Origin of the sequence: Variovorax sp. DAIF25 (assembly GCF_050711835.1) — a bacterium.
Classification (GTDB): Bacteria; Pseudomonadota; Gammaproteobacteria; order Burkholderiales; family Burkholderiaceae_C; genus Variovorax.
Genome location: NZ_CP136637.1, coordinates 1,699,170 through 1,715,208, shown reverse-complemented (window position 1 = coordinate 1,715,208; position 16,039 = coordinate 1,699,170). Strand labels below are relative to the sequence as shown.

The 16,039-nt window shown below is 64.7% G+C and carries 15 protein-coding genes; 7 read left to right on the top strand and 8 right to left on the bottom strand.

The genetic code is table 11. The features are described 5' to 3' along the window. Positions 1-2,262: 2,262 nt before the first annotated feature. Together R0232_RS42215 and R0232_RS42210 are read right to left on the bottom strand one after the other, a co-directional pair. Positions 2,263-3,303, bottom strand: coding sequence for a ParB/RepB/Spo0J family partition protein (locus R0232_RS42215; RefSeq protein ID WP_431513328.1), 1,041 nt, complete (start codon positions 3,301-3,303; stop codon positions 2,263-2,265). A gap of 1 nt (position 3,304) precedes the next feature. Beyond that, entirely contained in the window at positions 3,305-4,501 is a 1,197-nt protein-coding gene (locus R0232_RS42210) for a ParA family protein (protein ID WP_281081777.1), read from the bottom strand. A gap of 616 nt (positions 4,502-5,117) precedes the next feature. Here R0232_RS42210 and R0232_RS42205 point away from each other — a divergent pair. Both R0232_RS42205 and R0232_RS42200 read left to right on the top strand, forming a co-directional pair. Continuing rightward, positions 5,118-6,503, top strand: a complete 1,386-nt coding sequence (locus R0232_RS42205; RefSeq protein ID WP_431513327.1) for a replication initiation protein — start codon at positions 5,118-5,120, stop codon at positions 6,501-6,503. Positions 6,504-6,789: 286 nt separating this feature from the next. Beyond that, positions 6,790-7,092, top strand: coding sequence for a hypothetical protein (locus tag R0232_RS42200; RefSeq protein WP_431513326.1), 303 nt, complete (start codon positions 6,790-6,792; stop codon positions 7,090-7,092). A 391-nt stretch (positions 7,093-7,483) separates the two neighbouring features. Here R0232_RS42200 and R0232_RS42195 read toward each other — a convergent pair whose 3' ends face one another. Both R0232_RS42195 and R0232_RS42190 read right to left on the bottom strand, forming a co-directional pair. Then, positions 7,484-8,038 (bottom strand): Rrf2 family transcriptional regulator, encoded by a 555-nt coding sequence (locus R0232_RS42195; protein ID WP_431513325.1) that lies wholly within the window; start codon positions 8,036-8,038, stop codon positions 7,484-7,486. Positions 8,039-8,497: 459 nt separating this feature from the next. Then, positions 8,498-8,908, bottom strand: coding sequence for a hypothetical protein (locus R0232_RS42190; RefSeq protein WP_431513324.1), 411 nt, complete (start codon positions 8,906-8,908; stop codon positions 8,498-8,500). 353 nt (positions 8,909-9,261) lie between these two features. On the opposite strand from R0232_RS42190, the gene R0232_RS42185 reads away from it, so the two are divergent. From R0232_RS42185 to R0232_RS42170, 4 genes are all read left to right on the top strand, one after another. Further along, complete coding sequence (locus R0232_RS42185) at positions 9,262-9,837, top strand: DNA-3-methyladenine glycosylase (protein ID WP_431514661.1); 576 nt, start codon at positions 9,262-9,264, stop codon at positions 9,835-9,837. Between the two features lie 22 nt (positions 9,838-9,859). After that, positions 9,860-10,171, top strand: coding sequence for a DUF3253 domain-containing protein (locus R0232_RS42180; protein WP_431513323.1), 312 nt, complete (start codon positions 9,860-9,862; stop codon positions 10,169-10,171). After that, positions 10,168-10,497 carry a hypothetical protein gene (locus R0232_RS42175; RefSeq protein WP_431513322.1) on the top strand — a complete coding sequence of 110 codons (330 nt, stop codon included), beginning with the start codon at positions 10,168-10,170 and terminating at the stop codon, positions 10,495-10,497. Before R0232_RS42180 ends, R0232_RS42175 begins: the two co-directional genes overlap by 4 nt. 193 nt (positions 10,498-10,690) lie before the next feature. Further along, the gene (locus R0232_RS42170; RefSeq protein ID WP_431513321.1) at positions 10,691-10,900 is read left to right on the top strand and encodes a hypothetical protein; all 210 of its coding nucleotides are present in this window, start codon (positions 10,691-10,693) and stop codon (positions 10,898-10,900) included. A gap of 81 nt (positions 10,901-10,981) precedes the next feature. Here R0232_RS42170 and R0232_RS42165 read toward each other — a convergent pair whose 3' ends face one another. Then, positions 10,982-12,226, bottom strand: a complete 1,245-nt coding sequence (locus tag R0232_RS42165) for a CaiB/BaiF CoA transferase family protein (RefSeq protein WP_431513320.1) — start codon at positions 12,224-12,226, stop codon at positions 10,982-10,984. A gap of 297 nt (positions 12,227-12,523) precedes the next feature. Between R0232_RS42165 and R0232_RS42160 the strand changes: the two genes are divergently transcribed. Continuing rightward, a complete protein-coding gene (locus R0232_RS42160) occupies positions 12,524-13,282 on the top strand; it encodes a short-chain dehydrogenase/reductase (RefSeq protein ID WP_431513319.1) in 759 nt (252 codons plus the stop codon). Positions 13,283-13,336: 54 nt separating this feature from the next. Here the strand turns inward: R0232_RS42160 and R0232_RS42155 are convergent, their stop codons facing one another. The 3 genes from R0232_RS42155 to R0232_RS42145 form a co-directional block, all read right to left on the bottom strand. Further along, a complete protein-coding gene (locus R0232_RS42155) occupies positions 13,337-14,323 on the bottom strand; it encodes a Bug family tripartite tricarboxylate transporter substrate binding protein (protein ID WP_431513318.1) in 987 nt (328 codons plus the stop codon). A 107-nt stretch (positions 14,324-14,430) separates the two neighbouring features. Continuing rightward, positions 14,431-15,048, bottom strand: a complete 618-nt coding sequence (locus R0232_RS42150) for a TetR/AcrR family transcriptional regulator (RefSeq protein ID WP_208509571.1) — start codon at positions 15,046-15,048, stop codon at positions 14,431-14,433. Between the two features lie 73 nt (positions 15,049-15,121). Then, positions 15,122-16,027: an NAD(P)-dependent oxidoreductase gene (locus R0232_RS42145; protein WP_431513317.1), complete on the bottom strand. Its 906-nt coding sequence runs from the start codon at positions 16,025-16,027 to the stop codon at positions 15,122-15,124. Between the last annotated feature and the right edge of the window lie 12 nt (positions 16,028-16,039).

Genomic DNA, 16,039 nt, shown 5'->3' with positions numbered 1-16,039 from the left:
GCAGTGGTTACTGACTGGAAACGCCAAGGCGCGATCTCGGCGGGCTCGCCCTAACCGCCGGCGCCGTCGTGGCCTACACAGTGGATTCAGCGATGCGGGCGCCTCACTCGCATGCGTACAAGCGTGCAGTCGCTGAGCTTCAGCCACGCTGAGAGCGTCTATGCCCTGTCAGCTGTCCTTGGGAGCTGCGCGCTACGTCCAATAATCATCCGTGCTATTTCTTGATGCACAAACCCCTCATGCAAAAGCAGGTTCACCGAATCTCCTGATAAATCAATGACTTAGCGCCCACTTTTGATGCCGACGAGTGGCGGCTCACTTTGTCCCGATTCACCATCAAGGCCGCGCTTCGCGTTCCGTTGAATACTTTAGGACGAATCAGCGCGGCGCTGCATGGCGAGTCATTTTGGCTTTACCGATGGGAATGTGGCCTAGCGGAGCGGACGTCCCATCCTCGAGGTCCACGGATCACTGCGCCAAGTCTGCTGCGCTCGCTCGCTGTGATCGAACAATTGCACTCACGGCCGGAAACGTCACGGCTCTCTCGCGCCACCAGGAATCCGCGGCTGATTTTTCTATAGAGTAAGTGCACACTTCAATGCGAGCAATGGCCTTTAGACATGACGGATGTGCGCCAGGGAGCGCTTTCCGTCCAGAAAATAGTAGCTGCTTGGACACGACGCCATCGGAGCTCGAGCAGGGAATGCCGGTGCTAGCTACTCGATGCGCTTGACAGGAATCAGCGTCTCTAACCGTCTATATCCCGGTCTCACGGCGACAGTCAGGATGAAGGTTTCGCGCCGCGCAACTGGATGTCCGAGGCGTCGGGGGATTGAGTCAAGACGCGATGCAGTGACTCGATTGTGACTTCGACAGCTCCGAGTTGAGGGGAAAAGTATGCGGCGACCCGTGAACTTGTGCCCGCCGACCATGTTTGGGGCCCACCCCCGAAGAGAGCGGGAGCAGCTACCACGACGGCAGTTCAGAGCCGAGTAGAGCACGGACGGTTTGTTCGCTCTCGCCCCTCATGGGTCGGAACGCGTCGCGGGCTGCGATGCGGCTTCGAGGTATTGCTGGCGAGCCTCCAAGTAGGGGCAAATGTTCCGCAAAGCACCGATCTGCGAGATCGTTCAGCGCGCAAAGAAAGTTGGACGCTTCACACCCCGAGCTAATCCGTCATTGGGTTTAGGGGGTGTGGTTCGGAACCACACCCCACCATGGCTGCTTGGAGCGGCGCTCGATCTACAAAATTGAGGGGTTGGAGGCGGCTCGTCCTAGCAATTGCGCAGTCGGATCCTTGCGCAGCGTGCTCCGCAGCGGGTGCGGACGGGCAGGCAAGTCACCGTGGATCTTGTTTTCCGCGAGGGAAAGTTGCATGCCTGCAACTAGGCGATCGGAGCCAAGCTTCGCCATGTCTGGCGGTCTTCGTATGGCTCGGCAGCCGTGCGAGCGATGCGGTCAGACTTAGTGCCGAGGCGTATGAGCTGGTACCGGGCACTTGGTTAGCGTCGCGCACCCGTTGCAATGATCTCGAAATCGCCGTCCAACCTGGTGCAAGCAAGGAGTGTGGTTCGGAACCACGCCCGAGGGATTGATCGGAATATTTGGCGGCATCCCGGGGTGCGTGAACCTCGGCCGGAAAGCGGCCTGAAGAACGCCTGTGTCCCATGACAGTTCGGGCTATGACAGGGCCGGAAATCCCGCAAAAAATAGAACGGACGCGGCTTCGCACCCCCGGGGCGAACTCCCACAGATCGGCGACACAGGGCATTTCCGGATCTCCCTGACCCCGGGAGCAAGAAGGGCTGCCGGGTACACCTAAACCGTGGTCCCACGAAATCCTCTTGGTCGCAAAGTCGAGGGGGTGTGGTTCCGAACCACCCCCTGAACTCTGATCGATTGAATTGGAGAAGTCGAAGCGGGTGCTCAGTTCGACAAGTCGATCGCTCCCGAAACCTAGTGGCGGTGCCCCTGAAGACCAGCGCTTACGTTGCGTGGTTCAGAACAATTAGCGGACAAGCGAGCATTCCCAGCACTCATCTGTGCGTACTTCCAGCCCCAAACGTCGCGGCCCTCGTCCACAGCTTGCGCCCCGCGCCCAATTCCGCTCTACCCTTCACGATCAGAAGGCGTTGCACTGAGACATCGCTGGTTGCCGAGGCGAACCGCGGAGGCGCAAAGCGCAAGAGACAAGAAAAAAGGGGTGTGGTTCCGAACCACACCCCGTTTTCTTTCCGGCGTTACTGCCGCTGGGCAGTCTGTTTAGGCGTTATGCAGAAACTCCGCCAACAGCTTCTCCAGGGACGCGCGGCGCTCGGCAGACAGCGGCACGTGGATGCGCACGTTCGCCCGTCCGTCCGCGTCGAAGCTCAGCGTGGCTGCCTTCTTGTTCTTGACCGTCAGCGTGTGGGGTTTCGCATCCACCTGAAGTTCGGTATCGGCGACCAGAAGCTTGGCCAGCACTTCCTTGGCGGCCGGTCGCGCCGCTTGGGTCAACAACTTTTCGGCCCGGGCCCGCACGCCTTCCGCGTCCGACTCGAGCGCGCGATTGAGCAAGGGCGCCCAGCGCAGTTGGATCTCGAGTGGCGAGCGGAAGGCAGCGACTACTTCGTCCGGAAGCCGCGCCAGCGCGAGCGACTTGCCCACGTTGCTGTGGTCGATGCCCAGCGCCGTGGCCAAGGCGCGGTTCGAGGTGAAGAGGCCCAGGTCCAGCGCGCGCCGGTACATCATCCCCTGCTCCCACGGCGACAAATCCTGGCGCTCCCGGTTCTCGCGTTCCATCTCGACGAAGAGCGATCGATCATCGAGGTTGTCGATGACGGCCAGCACGGGAAGGCCGAGCTGCGTGCACGCCTCGAGACGGCGGTGGCCGAAAACCACCTCGTAGTCGAACTCGCCGCCCGGCTTGCTGGCAGGACGCACCTTGATCGGCTGCACATTGCCGCCCGACTCCTGGATCTCGCGCTTGAGCCGTTCGAAATCTTCACCCACAAAACTGCTCTCATGTCGGTTCGCGTACCGACTGCGTCCAATGCGCTTGGGGTCCAGGTGACGCGTCGCGCGAGCGCCCTCCCAGCCTTCGAGCTCCGTGCGGACTTCCTGTAGCTGTGCCTCGAGGCCCGCGGCCTTGTCCGCGGCTTCCTTGAGCATCTCGTTCTCGCGCAGAAGGTCCGATCGCGCGTCGTTCGCGAAAGCCATCATGGCGCCGGGCGCCGTCTTGGGCTGCTTGGTTTCGGGCGTCACCGAAACGGGGGCAGTCAGCGAAGCAAAGTCGATCTTGGAAGCTTTGTCTCTCAAGCCCATATCAATCTCCTGCCACCAGCATGGCGTTTTCGGACAGCTGACGTGCCCAGACTGCCCGTATCTGTTGCTCCACCAACTCGCACATCCTGTCGTACGCATCGCGCGCCCGCGCGAAGGTCTTCGAGCTCACTGACCCACGCGGGAGGTCGTACACGGTACCGAACTCGGCGCTCGCCGTGGCCGCGACGGCCGTCTTCGGAATCTCGATGGGCAGCACCTTGTCGCCGTAGCCCTCGAGCACCCATTGCCGGACCACCGAACTTGCGGCATCCGAGGCTTCCACCCGCGAGAGCAGCACGTCGATGAACTCGAAGCTCTTGTTCTTGCCGCGGCTTCGGATCAGTTGGTTGCACAGGTCGGAGAACAGATCCCAGAACTGGGCCGAGCTCGCGAAGTCGAGTGCAGACGGGGGCAAGGGCATGATCACACCATCGGCCGCCATGAGCGCGTTGATGGTGACGTAGCTCAGTGAGGGTGGGGTGTCGATGACGATCACGTCGTAGGCCTCGCGCAGGGTGTCAAGACCACGGTCGAGCACGCGCCAGAACTCGAAACCCGGGTCCTTGGCTTGCCGCGCGGGCAACACGAACTCGGCACCGTAAAGCAGCGGGGCCGCACAGACCAGGTCGATGCTTGGCCAGTAGGTCGTACGGATCGCGTACGCCAGGTCATCCTCGTCGCCGGCAAAGAGTGGCATCGCGGTGTGCTCGGTGTCGACCTCGGCATCGGGCAGCACGCCGAAGAGCGTGGTGGCCGACCCCTGAGGATCCAGATCGAGTAGCAGGACTTTGTGACCCCGCATCGACAAGCCCTGGGCCAGGGTCACGGCGGAGGTGGTCTTGGCCACGCCACCCTTGAAGTTGGCCACCGTGATGGTGATGCCGGCGGCACCCTTGGGTCGCATGTGCTCACTGCGGAAATCGCGCGACCACAGTTGGGCCTCCCCCATCGACCATTCACGGCGATTGCCTTGAATCGACCCTGCAGGCAGATCGCCGCGGGTGAGGCGATAGGCGATCTTCGATTTGTCGACCCCGCACAGGTCGGCCAGTTGCGCAGAACCCAGCGCCGGTGCAAGCTTGGTGGCGGTCGGAGCCAGCATCGCGGTGCGGATGTGATCCATCATGCCGGCAATGCGTTGCGCCTGTGCCTCGATATCTTCGAGGGACTGACGTTTGATGGTTTGTTTGATATCCACGAGCGAAACTCTCAAAGTGCTGATGTCATGCGATTATGCCCAGCACCCGTCGAAATTCGAAGAATCTGCAATCCATCAGAGAAGGTTTCGCTGAAGTTCTCTCTGATTGTGGATAACTTCTCCCGAGTTTAAGAAGGTATTAATACCTTTAAAGAAGTTAGCAGCTACTCTTATTCGGATTTTTTCATTTAAAATCAACAAGTTACGATGATTTTTAGAGGCGAATTGTCTGTGCTTTACGCGGATGCGTCCGCGATCTACTCGGATCCGTCCGCGCCCTGCTCGGAAGTCGTCCGTGGTCTAACGGCACCCTCCAGGGTTGTCCACAGGACGACATGGCCGCCCCAGAGCCCGTTTTTGGCACGCGTCCGTGATCTAACCAGGAGCGAATTGACCCAAAACAGGGGGTGAATCGGTCTCGTGTCCGCGTTTTACTCGCCGGCGTGAGGTGCTGGGCTGTCGTCGAATTCGCCCCGCGTCCGTGTTTTACTCGGGCTGAAAGTGCATCGCCGGGCGAAGTGTCCGCGCTTTAACCAAGCCCCGGACACTTGCCACCGCCAAAATCGGTAGGCGGCCCAGCTTGGTGTCCACGTCGACTTGGACATATGATCGCGAGATGACAGCTTCCAGCCCGCTTTCGTCCTCGGCGCCCACCCGCGTCGTGGGCACGGACGGGCTCGAATTGCGCAAGCCACACGAGATGATCGTGATGGTCCCGCGTTCCGCGCGGGTGACGTTGACCGCTCGCCGCATCTACACGGTGCTGCTGCAGGTGTCACAGGCTCGCCTCACCGCCATGGCCTCGATGCCGTTGGCAGACTTCATGTTCGAGGCACCCCTGGCGGCCGTGCTGCGCACCACCGGGTCCGATGGCGCCGACCGTACGGCCGCCAAGCGCTACCTCGGCGAAATGAGAAGCCTGGAGGTCGACTGGGAATCCACGGCGCCGGGTGACGGGGTCAAATGGCGCGGTTTCTCCATGCTGTCAGAAGTCGCGCTGGAGGTTCGCCGCGGCGAGACCTGGGTCAGCTGGTCCTTCCCCCCGTCCATCATGACGGCGCTGCGCGAGCCCTCGCGCTGGGCCCGCATCGAGCTCGACGTGCTTGCCCGCTTGAGCACCTATGCCGCGATCGCGCTGTACGAGATCTGCGTGCGCTACCGGGACAATCCCGGCGGCGTGACGAGCCGCAAGCCGGTGGGGTGGTGGACCGACGCGCTGAGCAATCTGCCTGGTGGCGACCGCCGCGAATGGCGCAAGTTCAAGAACGAGCGCGTGAAGGAGGCGGTGGCCGAGATCAACCAGGAGACGGATCTGGAGATCGAGCTCATCGAGCATCGCCAGGGCAGGGTGGTCGACGAAGTGCAGTTTGCGGTTCGCCGCCGTGCCCGTTCGCCCTTTGCGACGAGCGCGGACAAGCCGGTGGACGCCAACCTTGTGCTTCGCGCAGAAACATTGGGCATTCGAGAGATCAAGCTCGATGGCCTGATCAAGGAGTTCGGCGACGACCGTGTGCGCGAGCAACTCGACGCATTGGAAAGGCGTGCGGCCAACAACTCGCTGCGCGCCGTGGACAACGCCTATTCCTATCTTCGCTCGTTGCTGCGCAACGAGCGCGAGGCGCCTGCACCGGCGGACGCAGACGAAGAGCCGGATCTTGAGTCGCCGCCCGCACAGACCGCCGTGGAGGCTGTCGCACCCTCGGCCGCAGCTGCCAGCACGACGGCCGCCACGGTCGCCACACAGTCCGCCACTCTCACCACTCCCGCCGACTCCGCCGGCGAGCGGATCCGCATGATGCGCCGGGAGATCGAGGCGTTGCCGCAGGCACAACGTCAGGTGTGGGTGGATCGCGCGCTGCAGGCGCTGGCCGCCAAGGGGATGTTGACCGCGATCGTGAGTCGGCGCGCGGCGCAAGGTGACGTGATGCACGGCCTGCTCGGCTCGATGGTGGTCCAGACCTATGCGGCCGCCACGTACGGCGCCGACTGGAACACGGCGTAGACGCCCCTGAGCTGCTCGCCGTGGCTGCGTCACGCGGCCGGTGCTGCAAAGCCGAGCAGACACCTGGCCGTCAGATCATTTGATTCGCCACAGCGCGCGAGGATGAGGTCATGCTGGGGACGGGAAACGCCGGGTAAGCGGCGTGGAAAGCATCGGCTCCGCTACGATGCCAAGCAGCCGCCATCGGCCAGGCGCAGTCACTTTCAGCACCCCGACCTCGGCCAAGGCCCGACAGCGAACTCCTACCTTCACCGGTACCATTGATCCATCAACTGCCTGCGGAAATATGTCTGATGCCTGGGCTTTCGAAGATGCCCCGAACGCTGCCTGCTTCACTGTGAAGTCCATCATGAATGGGACTGTGCCAATCCTGCAGGTGTTCCACGACGAGGACGACGGCGCTTGGCAGATGCTGCCCAGCAGCGGTGCCAACGCATCGGAGGCGATGATCGTGGGGCTGGGCCAGTTGGTGCAGTTGGACCAGACGCTCGCTGAACTCGCGAACCTGCCGCTGGGTTGGGTTGCTTGGCGCGAACGCAAGAACTCGCCATGGCTGCGCCGGCCAACGTCGCAACTGCCAGCGGCCTGAACGGCGTGTGTGGTGCGCCCGTTCGAGCGTTGATTGCGTCGGGGCAGATGCCTGAAAGGGCTGGCGCCCACGCGCACATCGAATTGCGCTTCGCGCAGCTTGTTTAGTTCGTCCCGCGCTTGCTCGTGAAGGGCGATGACCCTTCGGCTCGCGGCCAGCCGGGCCGCGGCCTTTCATTCAAAGGACGCAATCAACAAGGCCATCGCGCCCACTGACGCAGCAGTGAGCGCACAGAGCCTGCACCCACGAGAAGCTGCGCGGCCACATAGGGGGATGCTCGTCGGCGACACCTGCCCTCAGATCGCAACGCGTTCAAGGGCGGCTGTGCGGCGCATGAAGTGAAGCTTGTGATGGTGGCTTGCACCGGGCTAGAGCTGCCCGAGTGACGGCATCAGTGCTTGGACATCGCATTGGCCAGCGCGAAGACCGAATTGGGGGCACGGGTGCGCACAGGCTTGACGGGGGCAGGCGAGGTGATCGCACTCTTGGCCGGAGTGGGTGCTTCAAGCTCTACGCCCTTGGCAACTTGGTCTTCGACGAGCTTTTGCAAAGTGACCGTTCGCAGAAAATCAAGCATGCGCTGATTCAGCGAGGCCCATAGTTCTTCAGTGCTGCGCGCCAGTGAGGACGGCGAGGCACCTGGCGCACCCAAGTTGTCGCCCTCGTCCGCATCGTTGCCGAGGGCGGCTCGCTCATCCACGGCCGCAATGATGTCGGCCACCGAGATGTCAGCGCTGTGGCGCGCAAGATGGTAGCCGCCGCCAGGCCCACGGACCGACACGACAAGATTGTGCTTGCGGAGTTTGCCAAACAGCTGCTCGAGGTATGACAGCGAGATCTGCTGCCGTTGGCTGATGGCGGCCAGGTTCACAGGTCCGAGTCGTTGGCGCAGCCCGATGTCGATCATCGCGGTCACCGCAAAACGACCCTTGGTGGTCAATCGCATCGCAAACTCCTTCTCATCGATCCCGTTCGTTGGAACACGTCGCATCGTCAGATGGTCCGTCGCGCCTTCCTGGAGGCCGACGCCGGTCCAGGTGCACCAGCTCGACTTCTGCCGACGACGGTACTTGCGCCTTAAGTGCGGGACCCAAGACATGGGCGGAATCAGCCGTCAGATGAGGCGCTACGGGCTTTCCCGTGCAAAGCTCGGGAACAGCCGACATGCACACCTGTCGGTGTGCGCCGGGCATGGCGCTCTGTCAACCTCGACGTTGGATGCGGACCGAGGGAGCGCTATTCCATACGCGCCGTTAGCATATTTTTCAAGCGCTCCGTTGGGCGGGATCGAGCGGCTGCGAACAAGTTGAAGCCACAAAAGAATGCCCCGCACAAGGCGGGGCACGGATGAGGGCAGGGGGTACGCATGATCGCGTACCTCCTTGTATTGCCGTCTGGAGAGGGTTTAGCCCTTCATCGCCTTGATGTCGGCCTTGGCCTTGTCGTGATCAGCCTTGGCTTGGCTCACGCAGGCGTTCTTGGCATCGCCCGATTGGTCGTCGCACTTTTCCTTGGCAACGTCGTAGGTCATGTCGGCCTTTTGCTCGGCGACCTTCTTGGCGTGTGCGGCGCTGGGCTTGTAGTCCTGTTCCAGCTGCGCCTTCGCCACATTTTCGGTGCCCTTGGCTTCCTTTTCGCAGACGTCCTTGGCGTTGTCCTTGAGCGTGTCGCACTTGGCCTTGGCGACCTTGTAGTCGGCCTCGATCTTTTCCTTGGCCACGTTGTACTGGTCCTTGGTCATGCCTTCGGCAGCACTTGCGGCGCTCATGGCGAAGCAGGTCGATGCGATGGCGAGAACGAGAAGATGCTTTTTCATGAGTAAGTCCCCTGAACTTGAAGTTGGTGGAGTTGCCCTGTGCGTCTCCAGTGAGCGTGAATCTACGAACCCGCTCACGCGCGGCGGGTAGGACGACGGCGGGCGAAACATTCGGTCCAAAGCGCAGCGCCGTGCAATCAGTCCACGGCATGCCGGCAACCGGCCGCGCGGCGGCGAGGCGCCGCGGTGGCGTGCGCAACGGCCGTGTCCTCAGCGTCGTCGACCGCTGCGCGGTGCTGCGGGCGCCGCGCTAGAACGTGGCCGCAGTGTTCTGCGGCTGCTGGACGCGCGCCTACATGCATTGCATCTCGATCGCCGACATGCGCCGAACGTGCGAATACCAAGATGAGCGCATGCTGCGTGCTGCTTCCGCTCCCGTCCTCGTTGACTTCGATGCGTCCTCGCCCGAAGTGGCACGTGCGCTGATCGGGGCGCACTTCCGAGTGGACGGTGTCGGTGGGCGCATCGTCGAGACGGAGGCTTACGACGTCCTCGACCCTGCGTCCCACAGCTATCGCGGTCCCTCGGTGCGCAATGCGACGATGTTCGGTCCATCGGGATGCGCCTACGTGTACCGGTCCTACGGTTTGCACTGGTGTCTGAACTTCGTGTGCCGTGAGGTCGGCCATGGCGCGGGTGTTCTCGTTCGCGCGCTGGAGCCGCTCGAGGGCATCGAGGTGATGCGGGACCGGCGCGGCGTGGCCGATGCACGACTCCTTTGCGCCGGGCCTGGACGGGTCGCGCAGGCGCTCGCGATCACAGTGGCGCATGACGGGCTGCGTCTCGATCAGGCGCCCTTTGTGCTGGAGATGCCGTCCACGCCGCAGACGGTGGTGGTGGGTGTTCGCGTTGGCATCTCGAAAGCGCGGGATGTTCCCTGGCGCTTCGGTTTGAAAGGATCGCGCTTTGTCAGCCGTCCCTTCCCCTGACCCGGTTGGCGGAGACCGTGCGATGGACGAGCTGGACACCGGCAGGGTCACCGATGCGCGGATCGAAGCGCACATCTTTGCCCTGTTGGCGGACCGAGAGCCTGGCGCGAGCATTTGTCCGTCTGAAGTTGCCCGCGCGCTGACAACGCCGACTCGCTGGCGGGCGCTGATGCCGCGGATCCGGGACGTCGCAAGCCAACTCGCCGCTGTCCAGCGGCTGCGCGTGACGCGCAAGGGCCTGGAGGTGGACGCACACAGTTCGGGCGGGCCGATCCGCCTGGCGCTGCCGAACCCACGCGGGGCCGCGCCTTCGCGCCGCGGGTCTCACGCGTGAGCGCTTCCCCGATCGTGACGCCGGATGGCCGCTATCTCGTGGTGCGCGGGCGGCTCTGGCGCGCCGCCAATCCCAATCTGCCGCTGGAGGAGAAACACCTCCTTGTCCAGCGGCTCATGCAAGCACGCCGGGCGCTGCGCGGCGGGGGACCGATCGAGGCGCGCATTGCGGCGCGAGCGCTGGTCGATGACATGAAGCGTCGACTGGGCGAGCGTGGTCCGCCCTGGTGGACCGACGGCGCGCCCGACCTCAATCGCAAGCTGATCAAGAACACGCCTTACGCTGGTTGGTACGACGACCAAAACGCGCTGAGGGCAACGCCCTGAAGCCTGCCGCTCGACCGCGCTCGATCTTCGAGACGTTGGTGGTTGCATCGCTGGTCCGCGACACGTGCATGGCGTTCTGGCTGATGAAGATTCCTACGGGCGCGCGCGAAAAAATCCTTCACTTAGGAACAACATGCTTGAACGTCAATCCACAGCCGCGGGACGCGGGCTCCTTGTTCAGAGGCGATTGGCGATGTCGAACTTTGACGAAAAGCTGTTTGAGGACTGGGCTGCGACCGAAGCGCAGGTCTACGCACTGCTCAGGCGCCTGGGTCCTGCCACCTCTTTGAGCGGACTGCGGGAGCTCGAGCAGCTCAAAGCCCAGGCGGACCGGCAATTCATGGCGCTGTGGGAATCGCCGGTGCATCCCACAGCGGGTCATCCAACCGGCCCGCCACCCTGAGCGCCATTCGTCGTTGCGCAAACACTTCTCTACCGATGGGCAAGCTTCGTCGCGGCCTTTGCGCAAACGCGATCGGGCGTGTCAAACCACCTGACGGGCGTGCAGCCCTTCGATGTGCGCGGGATCGACGTCCGCCCACTGCGTGAGGATCTTCACCGTGTCGGCGCCCAAGGCCGGCGGTGGCCGCGTCGATCCCTCCGACATCCCGTCAAAGCGGATGCCCAGGCCCATCTGCGGCAGCGCGCCCCGCTCGCTCTCGACCGCGTAGACAAATCCTCGCGCGCTCAATGAGGGGTCGTTGGCCACCTCGTGAACGTCCTGGATCGGTCCCGCGGGCACGCGCTCGCGCGCAAAGATGGCAAGCCAGTGCGCGCGCGGCCGGGTGGCAAGAAGATCGGCGATTTGTTGGACCAGCGCTGCGCGATGCGCGCGCCGCAGTGCGTTGGTGGCGAACGCGGCGTTCTGCGCCACCTCCGGTTGCCCCACGGCTTTCCAAAACCTGCCCCACACCGCATCGTTGCCCAGCGCCAGCGTGATGGGCTTATCCGCCGTGTCGAAGACCTGGTAGATCGCGATCACGCTGTCGCGGCCGCCCGAGCGCTGCGGCAGGTCCCCACCGCCGAGGTACGAAAGAATGCGCGGGGACATGAAGCGCGTCATGCTCTCCACCATCGAAATGTCGATCGCGCAGCCAGCCCCGTCGCGCCCGCGTCGGTGCAGCGCCGCAAGCGTCGCGAGCGCGGCATCCTGGCCGGCCAGCAGGTCCGCCGCGGGAGTGCCGATCTTCTGAGGGGGTGAATCGGGCTCTCCGGTCAGTTCCATCACGCCCGAATAGCCCTCGGCCACCAGGTCATAGCAAGGCAGGTCGGCACGCTCGCCGTCGCAGCCGAAGCCCGTGAGGGATACATGGATCAGGTCGGGTTTGAGGGCCGAGAGTGTCTGGACGTCCAAGCGCAGTTTTCGCTGGATGCGCGGCACAAGGTTCACGATCACGACATCCGCCTGGGCCACCAGCTTCTGAAGGATGGCATAGCCCTCGGGCTGCGCATGGTCGAGCGTGATGCTGTGCTTGTTCCGATTGACGCTCAGGTACCAGAGTGACTCGCCGTTCAGGAACGGTGGGCCCCATGCACGCACGTCGTCACCCTTGCCGGGTGGTTCGACCTTGACGACGGTGGCGCCCATGTCGGCCAGCAGTTGCGCGGCGTAGGGGCCCGCGATGGACGAGGTGAGATCGAGAACACGGATGTCCTTGAGCAGGTCCAGAGAGGGGGTGTTCTTGCGCGGCACCGTGTCGATCAGTGCCGGAGGTGGTTCAAGTGACATGCCCGCCCTCCGCAATGGGCATGCCAACTGTCGGATCCATCGTGGCGCTGCGACAGCCCTTCGAGAACGCCTTGACGTCGAGGCGAGCGCACTGCCTTTCGTACGCACACTGCGCGCCTTCCGGTCGATCGATGACCGCCATGGCGACACAGTGCGGGAACGGAGAGGCCGATTTCACAAGGACCGCATTGTCTTGCGCATGGCACGTGCATTGCGCAGCACGCGATGGCGGCCGAGGTCTCGTGATCGCATGAGGCGTTGGCAATTTCTGGAATCGAATCACTGGAGTTCATAGACATGGATTTGCAACTGTCCGGCCGAACGGCGCTCGTCACCGGCGGATCGAAAGGCATCGGCTTCGCCTGCGCGAAGGCATTGGCCGCCGAGGGCTGCCATGTGCGGCTGGTCGCGCGCGACAAGGCCGCGCTCGTCGAAGCGAGGGACACGCTGCGCGCGGCGCACGACGTGTCGGTCGAGATCTTCGAGGCCGATCTCTCGCGCCTGTCCGACAGCCTCCTGGTCGACGCCTTCCCCGAGGTCGACATCGTCGTCAACTCCGCGGGCGCGATCCCGCGCGGCGGCCTGCTCGACGTCGACCCCGGCGCGCTGCGCGAAGGCTTCGAAGGCAAGCTCATGGGAACGATCGAGCTGTGCCGCGCCTTCTACCGCCGCATGCGCGAGCGCCGGCGCGGCGTGATCCTCAACATCATCGGCATCAGCGGGCTGCGCCCGAATCCGAAATCGATCGGCACCTCGTCCGCGAACGCGGCGCTGATCGCGCTGACCCAGGCGCTGGGCACGGAGAGCGTCGATCACGGCGTGCGCGTGCTCGGCGTGAACCCGGGCCTCGTGCGCACCGGCCGCACCGCCTCGCTGCTGAATCCCACGCAGGCCGCCGACAAGGCCTACGACGCATTGCTGGCCTCGCTGCCCTTTGGCCGCATGGCCGAGCCCGCCGAAGTGGCCGACCTCGTGAGCTTCCTGGTGTCGGAGCGTGCGTCCTACCTCAGCGGCGAGGTGATCTCGATCGACGGCGGCTCGCGCTTCCGCTTCTAGGCCGGGCATCGCCCCGTCGGCACGCGCTGCGTTTGGCGTGCCGACGGGGCCGGCTCATTCGAGCTTCACGCCCACCTTGCGCACCACCTCGCCCCAGCGCGCGGTCTCGCCCGTCACGAAGTCCGCGAACCGGGCCGTGTCCATCGCGGGCGACTCGGCCCCGATCTCCGCGAGCCGCTTCACCATCGCCGGGCTCGCCATGATCCGTCGCACCTCGGTGTTGATCCGCTCGACCACGGCCCGCGGCGTACGCGCCGGCGCGAAGAGGCCGTACCACTCGTTGAGGTCGAAGCCCGGGTAGCCCGACTCGGCCAGCGTGGGCAATTGCGAGAACGCCGCCGGCCTGCGCGCACCCGTGGTCGCCAGCGCCCGCAGCCGTCCCGCGTTCACGAAGGGCAGCGCGCTCACCGGGCTGTTGATCAGCACCTGGATGTTGCCCGCGGCCGCATCCGACAGCGCGGCCGACCCGCCCTTGTAGGGCACGCTGACGATGTCCACGCCCGCGACCTGCTTGAGCAGCTCCATCGACAGGTGGCCCGACGAGAGCTGGCCCGCCTGGCCGTAGGCCAGCGCGCCGGGCTTCGCCTTCGCAAGCGCGACCAGCTCCTGCACGTTGCGCGCCGGCACGCCCGGATGCACGGTGAGCAGGCCCGGCATCAGCGCCACCATCGCGACCGGCGCGAAGTCCTTGAGCGAGTCGTAGGGCAGCGCCTTGTTGACGTGCGGATTGATCGCGTGGGTGCTGATCAGCAGGCCCAGCGTGTGGCCGTCCGGCGTGGCCCGCGCCAGCGCGTCGGTGCCGATGATGTTGTTGCCGCCGGGCTTGTTGTCGATGATGACGGGCTGCCCGAGCGCTTCGGCCAGCTGCTGGCCGACCGCGCGCGCCAGCACGTCGGCCGAGCCGCCCGGCGCCAGTGGCACGATGATGCGGATGGGCTTCGAGGGGAAGGCCTGTTGCTGTGTCTGTGCATGCGCGCCGCCGGTCGCGAGCAGCAATGCCGCGCCTCCCGCGGCCAGAAGAATTCGTCGCTTGTCTCTCATGGTGTTGTGCTCCGCAAAAATCGGAAAGGCGTGGACCGATCGCCACGCCTGCGAACCGCAAGCAACATGCCGAGACCGATTCGATACGAGCCGTATCGAAAAAAAGCTCAACTTTTGGGTGCGCGCGACGGCGGCCGCACCGAGATCCCGTCGAGCACGATCTGCAGCAGCGTGTCGATGAAGGCAACGTCGAGCGCGGCGTGGCCGATGATCAGGCGGTGGAACAGCGGACCGTAGATCGCATCGATCACGCGCTCGAGATCCAGGTCGTCACGGAACACGCCGTGCTCGACGCCGCGCATCAGCGCCGCCTTCGCCACGCCGCGGCGCGGGTTGAGGTAGCCGTCCGACAGCAGCTGCATCGTGCCTTCGTCGGCCAGGCCCGATCCGATGATGGTGCGCAGCGTCTGGCCCTTCTGTCCGCGGTACACGCGCGCGAGCCGATGCACCTGCACCTCGATGTCGCGGCGCGGATCGTCGGTCACCGGAAAGGCGATGCTCGGCGCCACGGCCGTCAGGTAAGCCTCGACCGCGAGCGCGCCCTTGTGGGGCCACCAGCGGTAGATGGTCGCCTTGCCCACGCCCGCACGGCTCGCCACACCCTCGATCGACAGCTTGCTGTAGCCGAGCTCGTCGAGCAGTTCGTGCGTGGCGGCGAGGATCGCTTCGTGCGCGGCGGTGTCGCGCTGGCGGCCCGGCGAGCGGGGAGTGGCGGAGGTGGTCATGGCGTGGAAGAGGGAAGCGAAGGCATCGTAGCGTCATCCCCGCGCGCCGCCGCCCGGCACCCCGCGCCGCGCGTCAGGAGGGCAGGGCGGTGGCGTGCAGGTCGGCCGCGCGTTCGAGCTGGCGGATCACGGTGGTCATGTCGGCATCGGGCCCCTCGATGCTGGCCGCGCGCCGGTAGCTCTCGATCACCGCACGCGCCACCTCGACCGGGACGCCCGCCGCATCGGCATCGCGCAGGAACTGCGCGCCGTCCTTCAGCACGATGCGCAGCGCGGCGCCCCAGTCGAAGCTGCGTGTGAGCACGGCCGCGGGAATCTTCGTGAGCGTCGCGCTGTTCTGGCCGCTGCCGCGGTTGAACACCTGCACGATCATCGCGGGGTCGAGCCCGGCCCGGGCGCCGACCACCAGCGCTTCGCAGGCCACCGCGAGATTGGCGGCCGAGACGATGTTGTTGATCAGCTTCATCTGCTGCGCCGCGCCGGGTCGTTGCGACACCACGATCAGGTGGGCCGAGTAGCTTTCGATCATGGGCCGGCAGGTGTCGAGGGCCTCGGTGCTTGCCGACACGATGGAGGTCAATCGGCCTTCGACTGCGTTCGCGGGACCGCCGGTGACCGGGGCGTCGATGGTCATACACCGCGTTAGCGTATTTTCGAACTCCTCGACCAGTGCCGAGCCGGTGGTGCCGAGGTGCACGTAGTGCGTCATGCGCCGGCCCTCGCGCAGTCCCTCCGCGCCGAGCACCACGGTCCGATAAGCCTCGAGGCTCGGCAGGCAGCAGAACACCACCTCGCAGCGCTGCGCTATCTCGCGCGGCGATGCCGCCGACTGTGCGCCGAGGGCCGTCACTGCCTCGGGGCTGGTGTCGTGCACCACCAGCGCATGGCCGCGCGCCATGAGCCGCTGCGCCATCGGAAAACCCATCGCACCGATGCCGATGAAACCCACCGGCGCCGCGCCGCTTGCCTGTATCGCCAATTGCTTTCTCCA